This is a genomic window from Psychrobacter sp. M4 (assembly GCF_055699795.1).
Genome location: NZ_CM146740.1, coordinates 495,785 through 513,633 on the forward strand (window position 1 = coordinate 495,785; position 17,849 = coordinate 513,633).

The following is a 17,849-nucleotide window of genomic DNA, read 5'->3' on the forward strand; positions in this document are numbered from 1 at the left end:
TTAGTTTGGATGGTTGTCTCATTGTTATCAATCAGCCACTATTTCAGTGAGTCTAATCAACTAATCATACTGCCAGTCACTATCTTTGTGCTGGGTATACTTGGTGTTTTATATGCTTTATCAAAATCATATAAACAGCGCGATGGTAGTGAGCGCTTATTGATTGAAAAAGAAACTTTACGCCGTCGGCAAGAGGCTGAAGTTGAATCTGATCGCGCGCGTCAAATCCAAGAAGAAAACGAGCGTAACCAGATGGCAATTCTGCGTCTACTTGATGAGTTAGGCGATTTGGCTGAAGGGAATTTGACCGTTAACGCTACAGTATCAGAAGATTTCACCGGCGCCATCGCTGACTCAGTAAATTTTGCAATTGACCAGTTACGCCAATTGGTACTAGTCATCAATAGTACCGCAGACCGAGTCTCGCAGTCTGCCAGTCAAACGCAAATGAACGCCGTTGAGCTCGCTGAAGCTTCTGAGCACCAGACCCAAGAGATTGCAAACGTGTCTGCTGCCATCAACGAGATGGCTATATCGATCGATCAGGTATCGACGAATGCTACCGAGTCGGCAGCAGTTGCGCAGCGCTCAGTTGCTATCGCTTATAACGGTGCTGACGTGGTGCAGCGCTCCATCGAAGGTATGAACGTTATTCGTGATCAGATTCAAGAAACCTCAAAGCGTATCAAACGATTGGGCGAATCGTCGCAAGAGATTGGCGATATTGTAAGCTTAATTAACGACATTGCTGATCAGACTAACGTCTTGGCTCTAAATGCTGCTATTCAGGCTTCGATGGCAGGGGATGCCGGTCGCGGGTTCGCGGTCGTCGCCGATGAGGTTCAGCGCTTGGCTGAGCGCTCAGCCAACGCCACCAAACAGATAGAAACACTCGTTAAAACCATTCAGGCTGATACTAACGAAGCAGTCATGTCTATGGAATCAACCACATCAGAGGTGGTAAAAGGCGCGCGTTTAGCAAAAGATGCAGGAGAAGCGCTAGAAGAGGTACAAAATGTCTCTAACGACCTTGCCGATCTGATTCAAAACATCTCAAACGCTGCGCAGCAACAGGCTGAATCAGCCAACCATATCTCCAGCGCCATGAATACCATTCAAGATATAACCTCACAAACTTCATCAGGAACGATGGCAACAGCACGTTCGGTGGGTGAGCTAAGTGAGATGGCTGCCGCCTTACAAGAGTCAGTAACTGGCTTTAAGGTAGCAAATGACGATGAGCATTTTGATGCTACCGAAGAGTATTCGTAAACATCAATCAAAAGACTGTGCTGACAATGACAAACGTATTGATAAACAAGAATAGTAGTCCGTTAGGATTCAGCAAGTTTGAAACTAATAATGTGGCGGTTGGTGAGCTGGAGTACGAGGTACGGCAAAATAGGGAGTCACCAGCACTTTGTTTAGATAATAAACCTATTATGGTGAAACAGTGGCAACGTTATATTGAACGCAAGATTGGCTTTGTGTTGCCAAGCGCGCAGTCTAAATGGTTGTTAAATGCCGTTGAACAAACCGCCGCAAAGTACAAACTGTCCTTGACAGAGCTTTGGGAGATGGTACAGGTAAACGATCAGTTGCAGCAGCAGCTACTCGACACGGTACTTATACCTGAAAGCCGCTTTTTTCGTCATGAGCCTTCAATAGCGTTTATCGTAGAGATTGCAAGGCAATACGCTACTGAATTATCAAAAAAAAATACAAAAACTGATTTTGATAACCGTGTTCAAGGCAAAAGTGCTCATAGTCTTGATGAACCCTTTCGTATATGGAGCGTAGGCTGTGCAACCGGTCAAGAAGTGTGGTCGGTGGCGATGACACTTGCAGCTAATAATCTATCAAATTACACGATTTTGGGTACAGATGTCAGTAAGCAAGCTTTAGCAACCGCCCGCGCAGGACAGTATCACCAGCGGCAAAAAACGTCTATCCCACCATCTTATCATCGCTTCATGCAGCCACTTACAACAGAGCCCAAAGCTCATTGGCAAGTAAAACCTAAGTTACATGAGCAAGTGAGTTTCATCTGGCACAATATTTTTACCCAAAGCTTGGCAACCCCACATTTGCAGCAGGTAATCTTGTGCCAAAATGTGCTGATATATTTTCGCCAGTTTGATCAGCGCGATATTTTGGCACGGCTGACTGCACAATGTGTGCTGGGCGGCTATATTATATTGGCTCCAGGGGAGGCGCTATCTTGGCGTCCTTCAAATATGCGCCGCGTTGCCCATACAAAGATCAACGCTTGGCAGAAAATTAGTGCGTAAACGAGTTAGGATAATGCTATGAAAAACCAGCCCAATGAAATGGTAACGTTAGAATGGCTGTTGCCACTGTTTGATCAACAACTATCACAGATATCTGACGGCTGGCAAGCAGACACAGATTGCCACAATGAGCGGGTAGAGCAGAGTTACCATGAGATCAGCAACGTCTTGATCATGGTCAATCTTCCTCAAATAGCGACTATAGCCGCTAGGCTCAGCGTTCTAGTGGATACAGAGTTAAATAGTAATCAACGCCGGATAGGCCAGTTCGCGCATCAGCTCCTACAGTATGAATTAACTCAGTATGCTCAGGCTGGTACCTACCACTGCGCTCTTGTAGATAAAACTATCCATGAGCTCAACCAAATCTTGTCTCATACTCAGGTAGCAAACATTGATGTTGCTAAAAAACCTGTAGCTGCCCCTATTACCGAAAAAGCGCGACCGATTGAGGTAGCTATTCCTAATAGCTCAAGTCTTACGACCTTATCTTTAGGGCCTCTAAAGCCTGCACAATATCGACAATTATTATTGGTATGGCGTCAGCAGGTTAAGCAGCTACTATCTGCTAATAGCAATCAACCAACACCGCTTGCTATGCTGGAGAAAGTCAGTCACTACCTGTGGCAAACTACCCATACCTATCCAATCAATTATAACGATGCTCAGCCGCGTTTATGGTATTTAACGGCGCTGTGGTTGGATAACTTGGCCAGTAACGTAGCGCCGCTACCTGCTTCTTATGCTGCGCTACTAGGCCAGCTTGATGATGCTTTAAACCATAGCTACCATCATGCCCTCAATGTCAGCAACCAACCCGTTACGCACACGTATGTGAGTAATAACAGTAGTCTATCTGATAAAGACATAGAAGAATTAATAGCCGAGATTTATGTTCAAATAAGCAGTCTAGCAGTTGTCAATGAGCAAACACAGGATATGCTCGACGACTTCTCACAAATGACGGAGTCAAATTTACGCTTTTTACCGCGTATCTTAGCGAAGCTTGAGTCGATAATTTTTGGCCTTGAGCAGCCGCAGACGATTGTTAAACCTTTATATCAACTCAAAAAGGAGCTTGAACGTCGCGGCTGGGTTAATTATAAGGCTGAGGTAGAGCAAATTCTAACCGATCTTGAAAGCAGTATAAATTCAGAGCCAGAGCTCGTTCAAATTCAGGGGCAAATTAAATGTCAGCTCCAAGAGCTCTATATTGCTATTCAAGATACTGAACACTCTATTGATGACAAGATTGGCAAAGCCGCTTCTTTTGCAGCGCCTGCCAACGCAGTTGCTAATGATGACGACCTACGTCAACTACGTATTGCTTTTGAAGACGTAAAATATAATTTTAATAACTACGTACAGCACCAGCAGATCTCCTTATTACCAACGGCTGAGACCTTTGTTGAGATTGGTGACGCTTTTGATGATATGGGGTTATCTGCAATCCGGCATGTCAGTGATAAGCTCGGTGAGCTGTTTGCCGAATTGGCTTCCCACAATATTGAGCGCATTGATTGGCAGCTTACACAAGCCTTAGCAGAGAGTATAACTGCCATTGAACTGTTATTAGATTACTTAGCGCAGCAAGTGTTTGATCAGCATCTATTACAGCGAGCAGATGCACGTGTTGAAAAAGCTTATAAGTTGGTAGCCATGTCACTAGCTACCCCCGATGCCATAACTAATGATACGCCTGCTATGCCAGTTGCCTCTAATGTAGTTCGTTATGATGATCATGGCGAGATTGCCGCAGATCATAGCGTACCTGAGAGTACGTCAATAGAAGATAACAGCAATAAGACAGAGGTAGTTTGTACAGATAAGGCGATGATACTAGATAGTGAGGAGTTGCGAGTAGCACGCGCACAAACCAAGCCTGATGATTTTGAGATGGACGAAGAAATTCGTGAGATTTTCATTGAAGAAGCAGTAGAGGTTCTTGCTGATCTAACAAACACTCTACCTTTATGGCAACAAGATGCACAAAATTTATCACCATTAGCTGAGATGCGCCGCGGTTTTCATACGTTAAAAGGCTCGGGTCGTATGGTGGGTGCCTTTAGTGTTAGCGAGGCGGCATGGGCTATTGAAAACTTACTTAACCGAGTATTAGACAAGACTGTAGCTGTGACCGAACAGACGGTTGCACTAGTAGCGCAAACCATAGAACGTTTATCAGTATTAGTAGCAGATTTCACAGCGCTACAAATGCCAAGCATTGATCCTGCTATCACTATCTTGCAAAGCAATAATCTACTAACAGGACAGCCCTTATCTTTTGGTATGAATACCTCTGAGGTACCAAACTCCGTCTCTTCTACGGACTCTATAGAAACACCGTCTGCTGATAACACGCAAGACAATGCTAGTGGTAGTGCTGATAATAGCGACAACGCTAGTAGTGGCGAGTTGTCTACATCTGCAGAGGTTTTAAATGTCCCAGCAGTTCTTGAACCTTTTATGCTACAAGCCTCACAACTACCAGTAGATGATCAAGATAGTGATCCGGATATCAAAGAGATCTTTATTGAAGAGGCAGAAGAGGTATTGGCTGATATCCTGCCAAAGTATGAGCAGTGGCGTGCGCTTCCTACTGATTTGAGCGCACTAAAAGAGATAAGACGAGGTTTTCATACGTTAAAAGGCTCAGGACGCATGGTTGGGGCTTATCATACCGCTGAGCTGGCATGGTCTATAGAAGATATGCTCAACCGAATATTAGATCATAGTATTACGGTGTCCGAAGATATTATTCAGCTTCTTGCTGATGTCCTAGCTGCCTACCCAGACTTAATTAATACTTTTGCCAATAATGAGAGCTGTGAGCAGAATTATCCAGCGGTCATCTCATTGTGGGTAGCCTGTGCTCAAGCTTATAGTAAGCAGTATGGAGATCAATTTAGTTATAGTAGCTTGCGCGAGCATTGGTTCAGCGAAGATAAGCCACAAGCTGCTCAATCTAATAGCAGTGATCATACTGCGGATCAAAACAAGATGGATAGTATGCTAGAGACTATGCATTCTATCAACGAGAAGATGGCAGAAACCTCTATAGTTACTACCTTGCAAACCGAAGAAGAACAAGCCTTTTATGATATATTTGTAGAAGAGGCGCAGGCATTGCTACAGGATATCAACGATTTTGTTAGTACTCATCACGGAAACACACATACTGAAGTCACTGACGAGATCGTACGTGCTTTTCATACGTTAAGGGCGGCTTCTGGTACAAGTACTCTGTCTGCTATTAGTGAGGTCAGTGCGACGATAGAGCATAGCCTAGAGCAACTACAAAAACACGATACCCCAATGAGCGCCCAGCATTTACAGGCTTTGGCCCAGTCAGTAACCCTTATCGAAAAATATTTAAGGGCTTATGAACAAAACCAAGAACAACAAAGTCTACCGGCTGAAGATACACAAGACCAGCAAAATCTAGCATCATTGCAGGCCATGCTAAAAGCATCTGATGATACCAGCGGACTGATAGATAATAAAATAAGTATCGCGCACCTGTTAGAGAGTGGTATTGATACTTTGTTAAATGCAGAGCTTGAGATAAATGCAGCTTTAGACAGTAGTAGTGATGAACAGGTACAAGAGTATGTACAGCAACAAATCAAACAAATCAGTCAGCTGGCAGCCAACACTAAAGAGTCACCTAAATTCTCTTTAGTACTGAATGCTTTAAGTGAAGCTTATCATCATGTGGCTCGTCATCCTGATGCCGCGCGCGATACACAGCTGCAGGCTGCGCTACTAGCAGGACATCAGCAGTTGATCAGCTTATTCGATGCGCTGGCTGGTAGCATGTCATTAAAAGTTAATCAACAAGTTCTTAATGATTTACAGACCATCGTTGCATCAAATCCTGAGAGCAACTCCAATGATCTTACTGATAACAACGCCTTTGCTGATTATGAAGATACTGACAACAGCGATGACGACAATGCTAATCATAGCGAGACAAAAATAGCAGCTAGCCGGCCCACTACAACTGTGCAAAGCGAACAAGCTGATAAGCTACACCTTGAAGTCATTGATACCGATATTGAGCTACTAGAGATCTTCTTGGAAGAAGCCCAAGAGCTTGATAGTGACATCGTTCAATCTTTTGGTAAGTGGCGCCGCGATACGACTAATAAATCGACACTAAAAGTTCTACAACGCCATCTGCACACTATCAAAGGTGGTGCACGTATGGCAGGTATTCGTAGTATTGGCGATCTGACCCATGAGGCCGAAAGCATTTATGAAGCCTTCGTCGAAGAGCGCCTGCAACCAACTGCCCAGTGGCTAACCATTATGCAAATGGTACAAGATACCTTGTCGTTGCAGATTGATTATGTTGTGCGTTATCAAGAAACCTTTTTTGCTTATGAGCTGATCGAGCAGTTGCAGCAGTTTGAACGTAGCGAGCAGCTACCAGAAGCTATTACTCTTACTTTGCCAGCGCTACAAGATTATAAACAAGACGACTCAGACGACGAAGACTATAGCTATGCAAAGCCTAAACAGGAGTCAGATACTGCTAGTTTAGATAAGATTATTGCTCAGTCATGGTCAGGTAGTCTACCCGACCCCGATATTCTCGAGGTATTCTTAGAAGAAGCTGAGGAGATTGTTGAGAGTAGTAACCAATATTTACAGCTGTTTTTGAGTAATGTTAGTGATATCTCTGCTCTACAAGCGTTACAGCGTGATCTACATACCATTAAGGGCGGCGCACGTATGGTAGGGGCAAATGGTATCGCCGATCTTGCGCACGAGATGGAAACTGTCTACGAAGAGCTGGCTATACGCAGACGTCCGGCAACTAAAATGGTGGCCGAGCTGCTGACTGTTTGTCATGACTGGTTGGCTGATGCTGTGTTCATTCTAAAAGAGCAGGCTAACCCTCTGACCCCAGTAGCACTAATCGCGGCTCTACAGCAGTTTAGTAAAAGTCCTGATAATCTAAAGCAGATCCCTAATGAGTCGCTACAAGATCAGCGTACTATGATTCTTGCCGCCAAGGCAAAGCAGCAAACAGGTCATGTGGTTGAAAATCTAGACGAGATGCCTTCAATGTCAGGTAGCTTTGCTGAGCAAGAACAAAGCGCTAGTAGTAATGAGATGATTCGTATCTCAGGCGGTGTGATTGAGCATATGATTAACCTATCAGGGGAGTCAGCGATTAACCGTGCACGTATTGATATGGGTATGAGCAGCTTAACCAACAGTATCGAAGAGATGGGAACTACTGTACAGCGTCTAGCTGATCAGCTGCGGCGGATGGAAATAGAGCTTGAGGCGCAAATTTTATCGCAAATTGATGATGCTGAATTGATTGATAACGAGGATTTTGATCCGTTAGAGATGGATCAGTATTCATCATTGAATCAGCTGTCCAAATCTTTGAGCGAGTCCGCCTCTGACTTAATTGATATCAACGACACTTTGCTTGAAAAAACACGTGATAGCGAAAACTTATTATTACAGCTATCACGCACTCAAACTGAGCTGCAAGATGGACTAATGAACTCACGGATGGTGCCATTTACGCATCTAACCCCACGTCTTGAACGCATTGTGCGTCAAACGGCAAATGAGCTCAACAAATCAGTAGAGCTAAATATCATTAATGCTGACAATGAGATTGATAGAACGATTTTAGAGCGTATTACTTCACCCCTTGAGCATATGCTACGTAACGCAGTTGATCACGGCATCGAAAATACGCAAACCCGCCTAAGTGCAGGTAAAGATCGTAGTGGTCATATCACCCTAGAAGTACTGCGTGAGGGCAGTGAGATCGTGATCAATCTTGTTGATGACGGCCGTGGTATCGATGTCAATGCCGTACGAGAAAAAGCTATTGCACAAGGTTTAATTGAGGCAAATGATGAGAGTTTGACGGATCTTGATATTATGCAGTATATCTTTAACGCCGGTCTGAGCACCACTCAAAAAGTCACTCAAATTTCAGGACGCGGCGTTGGGATGGATGTGGTAATTAGTGAGATTCGTCAGTTAGGCGGTGTGGTCTCTGTTACCTCTAAAGAAGGTCAGGGATCACGATTCACGATTCGAGTACCGCTAACCGTTGCCATATCAGACGCTTTAGTAGTACGCGCAGCCGATCGTTATTACGCCATTCCTTTAGTACAGATTGAGCGAGTTATACGTATCAATCCAGAAAAGCTTTATGATTATTATCAATCAGGCGCACCTACCTTGTCTATCGAGGACGATAACTATCGTATCCGTTACCTCAATGAGATTTTGACAGGCAGTAAGCTCAACGAGTTAATGGTCAGTACTAATACCAGCTTGCCGCTCATTATTATCAAAAACCGTTCAGGTCAAAAGCTTGCGCTGCAAGTCGATCAGATCGCAGGCTCGCGTATTGAGGTGGTGGTAAAACCATTAGGTCGTCAGCTCTCACATCTAGCGGGTATATCAGCGGCAACTATTATGGGTGATGGCTCGGTCATGCTGATTTTAGATCTCATCGCTTTGATGCGTAATGCGCCTATAAAAGAGGCAATACCATCAGTGCACCTTGAGCGAAGCGACGATGAGACGCCAATTACTATACTTGTAGTTGATGATTCAGTAACGGTTCGAAAAGTCACCTCGCGCTTGCTTGAGCGCCAAGGTATTAATGTAGCTATTGCCAAAGACGGTATTGATGCTATTGAGATTTTACAAGAAACCGTACCTGATTTGATGTTATTGGATATTGAGATGCCACGTATGGATGGTTTTGAGGTGGCGACCCAAGTACGACACAACAAACGTCTCCGACATATACCGATTATTATGATCACTTCACGAACTGGTGAAAAGCACCGTGAACGAGCACTTGAGATTGGTGTAAACGACTATATGGGTAAACCGTTCCAAGAAAATGAGCTACTTGGCAAAATACAAACCTTGTTAGGCAAAAAACTAATCTTAAGCCATGATGGTTGATATAGGCTAACCTATGTTTGATAGTAAGGAAAATGAAGCTATTAGGGTGCTGGTTATCGCAGAGAGTCAGCACCAACGTTTGGCTTTTAGTGATACGGTACACAGTTGTGGCTTTACCTTAGTCGACTGTATATCAAGAGAGCAGCTACAAAATAAGCCTAAATCACAAAAGGTACAGGTAGATATTTGGCTAATTGATAGCGATTATGACGACAATATCGCTACTGCTATTATTGAATCTAAGTCCCGAGCGGTACTAGTAGGTTTTAGTCAAGCACCTTATCTTAATGAAATACAGCACTACACAAAATGGCAACGCAAACTCAAGCGTAAATTTGCCAAGTTACTAAATAGACCTACGCTACTTGATAGTCCAGCTGTTGATAGACAACAGCCGCCTTGGCGTTATGTGGTATTTCTGGGAGCATCTATGGGTGGTCCTAATGCCGTCAAGACCTTCTTGGACAATCTATCACCAACGCTGCCCATCTGCATTTTGCTTGCTCATCACTTTAATCAAGACATGATAGAGACGTTGCCACGAATACTAAGTCGTCACAATGATTGGCACTGTCAGGTGATTAACACTACACAGCGCTTGCAGGTCGGCCACTGTTTAATTGCTCCTATTGATCGACAAATTATATGTGATTCTGAGGGGCGCGTTATATTAACCGAGCAAGCATGGGTGGGCAGCTACAAGCCAGCTATTGGTCAGCTGCTACGCAACACCAGTGACGTCTACGGCAGCGATCTTGTAAGTATTATCTTCTCTGGTATGGGCAATGATGGTACGCAATATGTAGACTTGATCCAGAACAACAACAGCCAGCTATGGGCGCAGGATCCAAGCTTAAGTGTTTGTCCAAGCCAGCCAAAAGCTATCATTGATTCAGGTCATTGTCACTTTATTGGTAGTCCTGAAGCCCTAGCACACAAACTTAATGATTATATCAGTGAAGCAGCAAGCCCTTCTTCACCTTCACTTATAGCGAGCGATGTATGAATCAAATAATAAAACACTCTTTTGAAGCCGTCAGTCTTTTAACAACAAGCAATGGTATGCTTGAGGTGACTGTTATTCCAGCTATTAATCAGCCTGATTGGTTGATTCCAAGTAGCCTAATCTTAAGTATCGATGACTATGATCAGCATGTATGGACGTATTTGTGGGCGCAGCAAGAGGTAGCTGTATTTCATCTGACGCCTCGTGATCATCCTATGGATAAAGTTATTGTACTAGAAGGCAATACTGCTGTGCATCGCCTAGCACTGCAAACTATAGGTGAATTACAACAAATGAAAGTACGCATATCAGATGTTAAAGATATTGATCTTCCCGAGCGCTATGTAGACCTCGTTGTAATTGACAATATGGACAGCGATAAAGCCGATGCCAAGCAACCTACAAGTACCGATAGTAAAAATACGATAGCGAGTACAACGGGTAAAGGTTTTAAAGAAGATGTCATTACATCCTATATGTTCCAAACGGTTAGTATTGATGACGTTATTTATTTGATACCTGACTTAGATAAAATTGCGCACCAATTGGTCGACTTAGATAGCTAACTAGACACTTTAGTCACTAAAATTTATGAAGAGTCAGCTTCTGCTTGAACCCTGTTGGTTTAGTATTGGTATAAAATGCTATCTTCTTCTCATCCATACTATGGTTAATGGTACACTTAGCCGTGTTATTTAGAGTTCTTAAGATATTATCAATAAAATAGCATTGTTGGGTAATGTAGAAGAGGATAGTTTATGAATAATGTTCATGCAAATGTGCAGAAGTGGTCAGCCAGTAGTCGCTTGTTTCATTGGATCAGTGCACTTTTATTGTTGATCACTTGGGCCATGATGTTTTTATATACTAATTCTGATAGCAGGTTATACATTGATCTACATAAAGCTTTTGGTATAAGTCTGCTATGTTGGATGATAGCGCGAGTCATCAATCGTATTATTACTAGAGCGCCGCCTCCAGTACCTGTGCCGAAATGGCAACAAATATTATCGCAGTTGTCTCACTTCGGGTTATATGCTTTACTGATCGCCATGCCAATGGCGGGGCTGCTGATGTCAGTCTATGGTGGCCGCCCGGTAGATATCTTTGGACTTTTTGAAATTCCCGTATTTGTTACCCCAGATCGTAGTGCAGCACGTTTTTATAATGACTTGCATACTGATATTATTTGGCCTTTAATAATAGCTTTTACTTTAGTACATATTAGCGCAGCTTTGTATCATCAGTTTATTCGAAAAGATAATCTTATCTCACGTATGAAATAACGCCTTATATCGTACTTTCGCTATTTATAAAAAATAAAGAAGCCCTTAGTATTAAATACTAAGGGCTTCTTTTATATACTTACGACATCAAATTTCTTTGGTACCCAAAGCTAGTTAAGCTTACTTTTTATGTTCAGGCAAGCTGATGTTCATCTCAAGAACATCAAGACTGTCCTCAGAGCGATGGTTGATATTTACATCATCAATTTGTACCCCATTAACGTACTTATTGACCACTTCTAATATCTCACGTTTCATCTTTTCAATGCGATCAGCAGTCAATCGATTATTGAGTCTATTCTCGCTTGCAACAATAACTTTTAAACGTTCAGTTGCCATGTTGGCACTGCCAGCATTATTATTGGTATCAGTACCAAATAGATTACTCCAAAACCCTTTTTTCTTACTCATCATTAACCCCCAAACCAGCGCTGTAATAGACCTTTTTTCTTCACGTCAAGATGACGTAGCGGACGCTCTTCTCCTAAAAAACGAGCAACAATATCGTCATAACATTGACCAGCGACTGAATCGGTATAATGGATAACCGGCTCACCATGGTTAGAGGCTTCAAGTACTGAATGACTTTCAGGAATAACACCGAGTAAGGGCACTTTTAAGATATCGTTAGAGATAGTATCGATGTCCATCATCTCGTTTGCAGCAGCGCGCTCAGCGTTGTAGCGAGTGATAATCAAGTGCTCACGTATAGAGCCCTGATCTTCTTCAACTTTTTTAGTACGGCTTTGTAAAATGCCAATGATACGATCAGAATCGCGTACTGACGAGATCTCAGGGTTGGTGACAATAATAGCTTCGTCAGCGTGATACATAGCCAGCTGCGCGCCGCGCTCAATACCTGCAGGGGAGTCGCAAATAATATAGTCAAACTGCTTGGATAGCTCTGCCATAACTTCGCTGACACCCTCGTCTGTCAGCGCATCTTTATCACGAGTTTGGCTGGCAGGCAGGATATATAAATTCTCTAGCTGCTTGTCTTTAACCAAAGCTTGTGACAGACGTGCGTTACCGCTAATCACGTCAACAAAGTCATAGACGATGCGGTTTTCACAACCCATAATCAAATCAAGATTACGCAGCCCCACATCGAAATCGATAACGACTGTTTTATAGCCACGTAACGCTAAACCTGCGGCAAAAGAGGCACTAGTTGTGGTTTTACCAACACCGCCCTTACCTGAAGTGATTACAACAATCTTTGCCACAGTGGCACACTCCTATAAATCAATGGGATATCTGATAGATAAAATCGTTTAATAAACGTGTCATGTTTAGAATAGGGTCTAATGTATAATCAGACCATCATTAACCATGGTATATAGTATTACCAATTGCATATAACAACTATTTATAAAAATATAATAATTGCTCATAAAATAACTTAAGCGAATACGCTACGACCACTATCTGCGAGCTAAGCCTAGCACAAATCAACAAAAATTTATAGCAGGTCTATAGCAAATGCTAATAACCTGACAAAATAAATATAGTTTTGTATGAATATCTACTACTGTGGTAAATAGTGGCTGACTTATAGATTTATAGTAGCGCAGTTTTGTTAAATTAACTTACTAAAGTATGAATAACATAATGATAGTCAGAATCTCTATCATAAGTATGACTTTTAATAGAGCAATAACTTACTAGATAAGTGGTAGCTTAACTGCAAGCTACATATTTTCCATCACCGTAAATACTAAACCTTCGCCTTCTACAAAACGTACTTGTACCGGTTTATCAATAGTATTCTCAGGTAAATTGTCTCGCAGGCAATAAGTACCAGCGACTGATACCAAAGAAGGGTTGAAAACTTGACAAAAAATACGCGCATCTTTATCACCCGTTGCGCCCGCAACTAAGCGTCCTTGAGCACGGCCATAGACATGTAAGCTATTGTCAGTAATAGCCTCAGCGCCACTATTTACACTGTTGGTTAATATTAAATCGCCACCAACATGGTTAATACTTTGTCCAGAGCGTAGCAGCTGGTCATAAATCATACTAGTGATATGCTGGCTACTTAGCACAGTATCGGCGGAAGCTGCAGCAGTATTCAGATTGGATTCTGCGACAACATGATCTGTGCTATTAGATTCTTTATCGCTCTTTGTTTGAGTATCTACTGTTTTATTGGCATCAGACTGACTGAGCTGAATCGTTGATTTTTTGCTCGATACGATGCGCTCGATACGTTTGCCATCAGCTGGGAATATAGCCAGTCTTTGTGCTTTTGCTTGAGTATCAAGTACACCAGTGACTACGCCGATGGGCTGCAGTCCCCATGACCATAAGAGCTCGACCAAAGCAGGTAGATCCTGCTCAACACTACTATCGATAATGATCGGTATATGACTGGTTTTGTTACTGAGCATATCTGCAAGATGATTTTCAATAGCGCTCAGATCATTTGTGTCCAGTTGTAAGCGCGAAAAAGTCAGCATCTTGCCAAAAAAAGCTATCGTAGGTTGGGTGGATGGTGCTTGATGGTCGGTATCCGAAATCGTCATAATGCAAATCCTTAAAAGGTACTAATGTCGCTACAATCACGGCGCAGTCGTTACTTAAGCAGTTGTTACTACAATTACTATCGATAGGGTATTGGTTTATTCATTATTAAGCAGTGTACTAAGGGAAGCTAGTGCTTAACAAGTCTTTGATAAAATAAAAAACAATACATCGTAACTAAAGTTTTGTTAGCCGTAGCGCCGTCACTCGGAGACTAAATACTGAGCCTATGCTAAAGGTTTAACATATCTCGATGTTTCCACTGCTGTACTTTTATTTGCGCTTCAAACTCATTCAAGCTATCTGCGATTATATTTGAAAGTAGCGTCTCAAGCGCAGCGTTACTGGTATTGATATGGGCAATACCATGAGCAATGGCAATCATTAGCGCATCTATACGTTCATCGTCCAAGAGACGCGCGTTAAGAGAATACACTACATTCTCGCCAATACTATGACCAATATGTTGTAGCTGTGACTCAATTAAACTACCAGCAATTGGAATCAGACGCAGATAACGACGTAGCTCGGGCGTATTGGCCAGTCCGTCTTGAATAGCATGACCCACTGCGCTGGCGATAGTACTACTAGCATTTGATTTACCAGCAAGCTTTTGCAGTTGCGGCGCTACCTCTTGACGTAATAGCGATAATATTGCCGCTTCGATATCCTCACGATTACGCGCAATCGTTGATTCAATCAACGACTGACGCATTTCAGGATCGGTTAGTTGTTGCTTATAGTTATTGATAGTTGTCAAAATAACGCGGTCAGATAGCTCTTCTAATAATAAATCAATATAAAACCTAATACGTCTGATCCATGGCTGCGGCAGTACTTGATAGCCAAGCTGATATAAACGACGTCCAATAACTACCGCTCGAAATAGGCGTAGCGCTCGTAGCTGCGGAAAACAGCCAAGTACTTCATACCAGTGTACAAAAGGAAAGAAAAACCAGCGGTAATAGACCTGCTCTTTAATGGCAATCGCCCAGCGCACAAGCAGCTCAGTAATTAAAAATATGGTAAAAAACCCGCCAGCTGTACGCAGTGGATCATGGAGAGTGATTTGATACCAGCTCAACTGCTCACTAATAGTCAGCCAATTAGCTACATTATTGCTAAAATTACTCATCAAAATCGCATCGATACTGATAAAAAACAAATCAATACTTATGGCCATTAAGATGACAATATCGTAAGTCAGCTTTAAGCGGTTTGGCGCTGGAGGCCTAGAGCGCTGAGACTTTGATGAATCCTGGAGCTGATTGGGCAATGGTTTTTTTGTATCTGTAGCAGGGCTGGTAGTAGGATTGGGCACCATTATACCTTGTTTAGTCAGTGAGTTATTTATTAGTAAATATTAACCAAAAAAAGCATTAGTTAATACTTTTATTAGGTTGCAGCTCTTATCGGGTACTTAATAATTACGTAAAAGAGAGCTTACAAAACAGAAAAAGCCAACATACGAAAAAAATATGAACTTGTAGTCAGCTAAGTAAGATGCTTACGATGTCAGATTAGCGTCGAAATCAGCTAGCATTTTATCGATAAGGTTATCTTTTTGTTGCCATATCCCAGCCACCCAGTCGAACATCTGCGCTTTTATAGTCTCATCCTTTTCGTAGCCGCCTTGTTGGATACTAGCAAATAAGGCTTTAGGCATCTCGATATAACGCACATCAACCCCTAAGCGATTAATCTCACCTTGCCACAACTCACCATAAGTTGGAATACCATCAGGATACACTATAGTCATATCTAAGATACCATCGATATCTTCCCCCAAAGCGTTGATAGCCAATGCTAATCCGCCTGCTCGAGGTTTAAGAAGATGCTTATAAGGCGAGTGCTGCTTATCGTGTTTGGTTTTATTAAAACGGGTACCCTCTAAATAATTAAGTAGGGTAAAGGGTTTGTTTTTCAGTAAAGCGCAGGCGCGTTTGGCCTCCTCAATATCTTTACCTTGCAGCGCTGGGTTTTTAGCGATAGCTTCTTTTGAATGCCGGCGCATCATTGGAAAGTCTAAAAAATAAAAAGCTTGGCCGATAACAGGGATATAGATCAGCTCAAACTTAGTGAAAAATCGCGTCAGCGGTAAACGACTTTCACTAATGTACTGTACGATACTAGTATCGACCCAAGATTGATGATTGCTGATTAGTAGATATTTTCCATCGGGATGCACGTCACTGGGCAGACTAATACGCCAATCCTTATTGGGCAAAATAGTATCAATTAAGGTGTTGTTGCTATTGATCCAGTAATTGGTCACTTTAATAACGGTATCGTCTGCAATTTTTGAGCCAGTAAGCGCTTTTGCTGCGCCCATAAACCATATAGGGACACTTGCACCAATACTATTGACGGTAATAACGCCCGTGGCTGTCACCAGTGAAGCAGCCTTGCCTAATCTAGGTGCGCGCTTATGTAATTTTTGAATTATAGAAGTCAGGCGCATAATAAATCCTTTTTAGTTGTTTATATTCTTGCAATTGTTATTAATTTGAATAGATTTTAGCAGAAAAAATTCACAGTGTACGAGTGTTAACAGAGCTCTTAGTACAAAAGCTTATAGCATCTTCATTACTGCACAAAAATACTGTCTAAAGTTGAGGCTTTTTTATATGGGTGGGTCTCAAATCATGTGACTAAAAATAGCACTACCAAGAACATTTGAATAATTTTTTCTTATAAAGCTAGCAATAAGGGAGCTTCAGAGTTATTATAAGCTTTTCATACATAGATGTGACAAAATATTACACACAGATAAATTAAGATTGCGATAATAATAACAAGTGTGATATCAGCTTATAAGTCGTTTAATGTTTAATTTTTAAAGAATTTAACGTTGAAGATTTATTAGTAATGTTTATAATTGCTTATAACGCTTCTAGCAAGTACTATAAACACTTGTGACAAATAAAGAGCTGTGTTTGCTACGCCCATGTAGTATAGGTGCGTAGATGGCGATGAGCTAAATTAGCACAACCACCCTTTATTTGACACTAAAGGTATTAAAAGCACAGTTTTAAATTAAGCAGTTTATAATATAAAAGAGTAAAATTAACAAATTTAACTTAAGAGGAAATATTATGCGTAACCAATTAATGATCGCAGCAGTAGCATCAGGTTTAGCCCTTAGTGGTTGTGTGACTGATCCTAATACCGGACAACAACGTCTAAATAAGGCAGCCATAGGCGGCTTGGCAGGAGCAGCTGGTGGAGCAACGATTTCAAAGGCTACTGGCGGAGACAAAACAGGCCGTGACGCGCTTATCGGTGCTGCACTAGGTACAGGCGTTGGATACTATATGGAGCGTCAAGCTCGTCAGCTTGAGCAGCAAATGGCTGGTACTGGCGTTACTGTTGAGCAAAATCAGCAGACCGGTAATATTGATCTGGTTATGCCAGGTAACATCACTTTCGCTTTTGATGATGCTAGCCTTAATCCATCATTTAGACCAACGCTTAGCAAGCTGGCTTCAACGATGAACCAGTACAACCAAACTACGGTTACTATTGCTGGTCACACTGACAGTAGAGGCGATGCATCTTACAACCAAAGATTATCACGCGACCGTGCTTATTCAGTAGCTAACTATCTAACTTCTCAGGGTGTCGCATCAAATCGTGTTAATGTGGTTGCCTACGGTGAGTCGCGTCCTATTGCTGACAACGGTACTGACTCTGGTCGTCAGCAAAACCGCCGTGTTGAGCTTACTATCAACTCTCCACAGAGCTTAAACTAGGATCTAGTTGAAGTTATAAGACAAC

The 17,849-nt window shown here is 42.2% G+C and carries 11 protein-coding genes and 1 pseudogene; 7 read left to right on the forward strand and 5 right to left on the reverse strand.

What is annotated here, in order from left to right; genetic code table 11:
• Nucleotides 1–222 precede the first annotated feature (222 nt).
• The 6 genes and pseudogenes from ACR63N_RS02110 to ACR63N_RS02135 all read left to right on the forward strand — a co-directional run.
• Nucleotides 223–1,272 (forward strand): annotated as a pseudogene (locus ACR63N_RS02110) (methyl-accepting chemotaxis protein); the annotation flags it as partial.
• Nucleotides 1,273–1,298: 26 nt separating this feature from the next.
• A complete protein-coding gene (locus ACR63N_RS02115; protein WP_367109746.1) occupies nt 1,299–2,291 on the forward strand; it encodes a CheR family methyltransferase in 993 nt (330 codons plus the stop codon).
• Nucleotides 2,292–2,309: 18 nt separating this feature from the next.
• Entirely contained in the window at nt 2,310–9,254 is a 6,945-nt protein-coding gene (locus ACR63N_RS02120) for an Hpt domain-containing protein (RefSeq protein ID WP_472782388.1), read from the forward strand.
• 13 nt (nt 9,255–9,267) lie between these two features.
• On the forward strand, nt 9,268–10,260 hold the full coding sequence (locus tag ACR63N_RS02125) for a chemotaxis protein CheB (protein ID WP_367105547.1): 993 nt from the start codon (nt 9,268–9,270) through the stop codon (nt 10,258–10,260).
• Nucleotides 10,257–10,826, forward strand: a complete 570-nt coding sequence (locus ACR63N_RS02130; protein WP_367105548.1) for a hypothetical protein — start codon at nt 10,257–10,259, stop codon at nt 10,824–10,826. Before ACR63N_RS02125 ends, ACR63N_RS02130 begins: the two co-directional genes overlap by 4 nt.
• Before the next feature lie 192 nt (nt 10,827–11,018).
• Nucleotides 11,019–11,546, forward strand: a complete 528-nt coding sequence (locus tag ACR63N_RS02135; RefSeq protein WP_367108926.1) for a cytochrome b — start codon at nt 11,019–11,021, stop codon at nt 11,544–11,546.
• A gap of 120 nt (nt 11,547–11,666) precedes the next feature.
• On the opposite strand, the gene minE is transcribed toward ACR63N_RS02135, so the two are convergent.
• The 5 genes from minE to ACR63N_RS02160 form a co-directional block, all read right to left on the reverse strand.
• Nucleotides 11,667–11,957: a cell division topological specificity factor MinE gene (minE, locus tag ACR63N_RS02140; RefSeq protein WP_367105550.1), complete on the reverse strand. Its 291-nt coding sequence runs from the start codon at nt 11,955–11,957 to the stop codon at nt 11,667–11,669.
• A 2-nt stretch (nt 11,958–11,959) separates the two neighbouring features.
• Nucleotides 11,960–12,772, reverse strand: a complete 813-nt coding sequence (gene minD / locus ACR63N_RS02145) for a septum site-determining protein MinD (RefSeq protein WP_367105551.1) — start codon at nt 12,770–12,772, stop codon at nt 11,960–11,962.
• Nucleotides 12,773–13,237: 465 nt separating this feature from the next.
• The gene (minC, locus tag ACR63N_RS02150; protein ID WP_367109748.1) at nt 13,238–14,074 is read right to left on the reverse strand and encodes a septum site-determining protein MinC; all 837 of its coding nucleotides are present in this window, start codon (nt 14,072–14,074) and stop codon (nt 13,238–13,240) included.
• 230 nt (nt 14,075–14,304) lie between these two features.
• Nucleotides 14,305–15,396, reverse strand: coding sequence for a hypothetical protein (locus tag ACR63N_RS02155; RefSeq protein ID WP_472782389.1), 1,092 nt, complete (start codon nt 15,394–15,396; stop codon nt 14,305–14,307).
• 183 nt (nt 15,397–15,579) lie between these two features.
• Nucleotides 15,580–16,533, reverse strand: a complete 954-nt coding sequence (locus tag ACR63N_RS02160; protein ID WP_367106275.1) for an acyltransferase — start codon at nt 16,531–16,533, stop codon at nt 15,580–15,582.
• 634 nt (nt 16,534–17,167) lie between these two features.
• On the opposite strand from ACR63N_RS02160, the gene ACR63N_RS02165 reads away from it, so the two are divergent.
• Nucleotides 17,168–17,824: a YiaD family glycine zipper/OmpA-like lipoprotein gene (locus tag ACR63N_RS02165; RefSeq protein ID WP_367105555.1), complete on the forward strand. Its 657-nt coding sequence runs from the start codon at nt 17,168–17,170 to the stop codon at nt 17,822–17,824.
• Nucleotides 17,825–17,849: the final 25 nt, after the last annotated feature.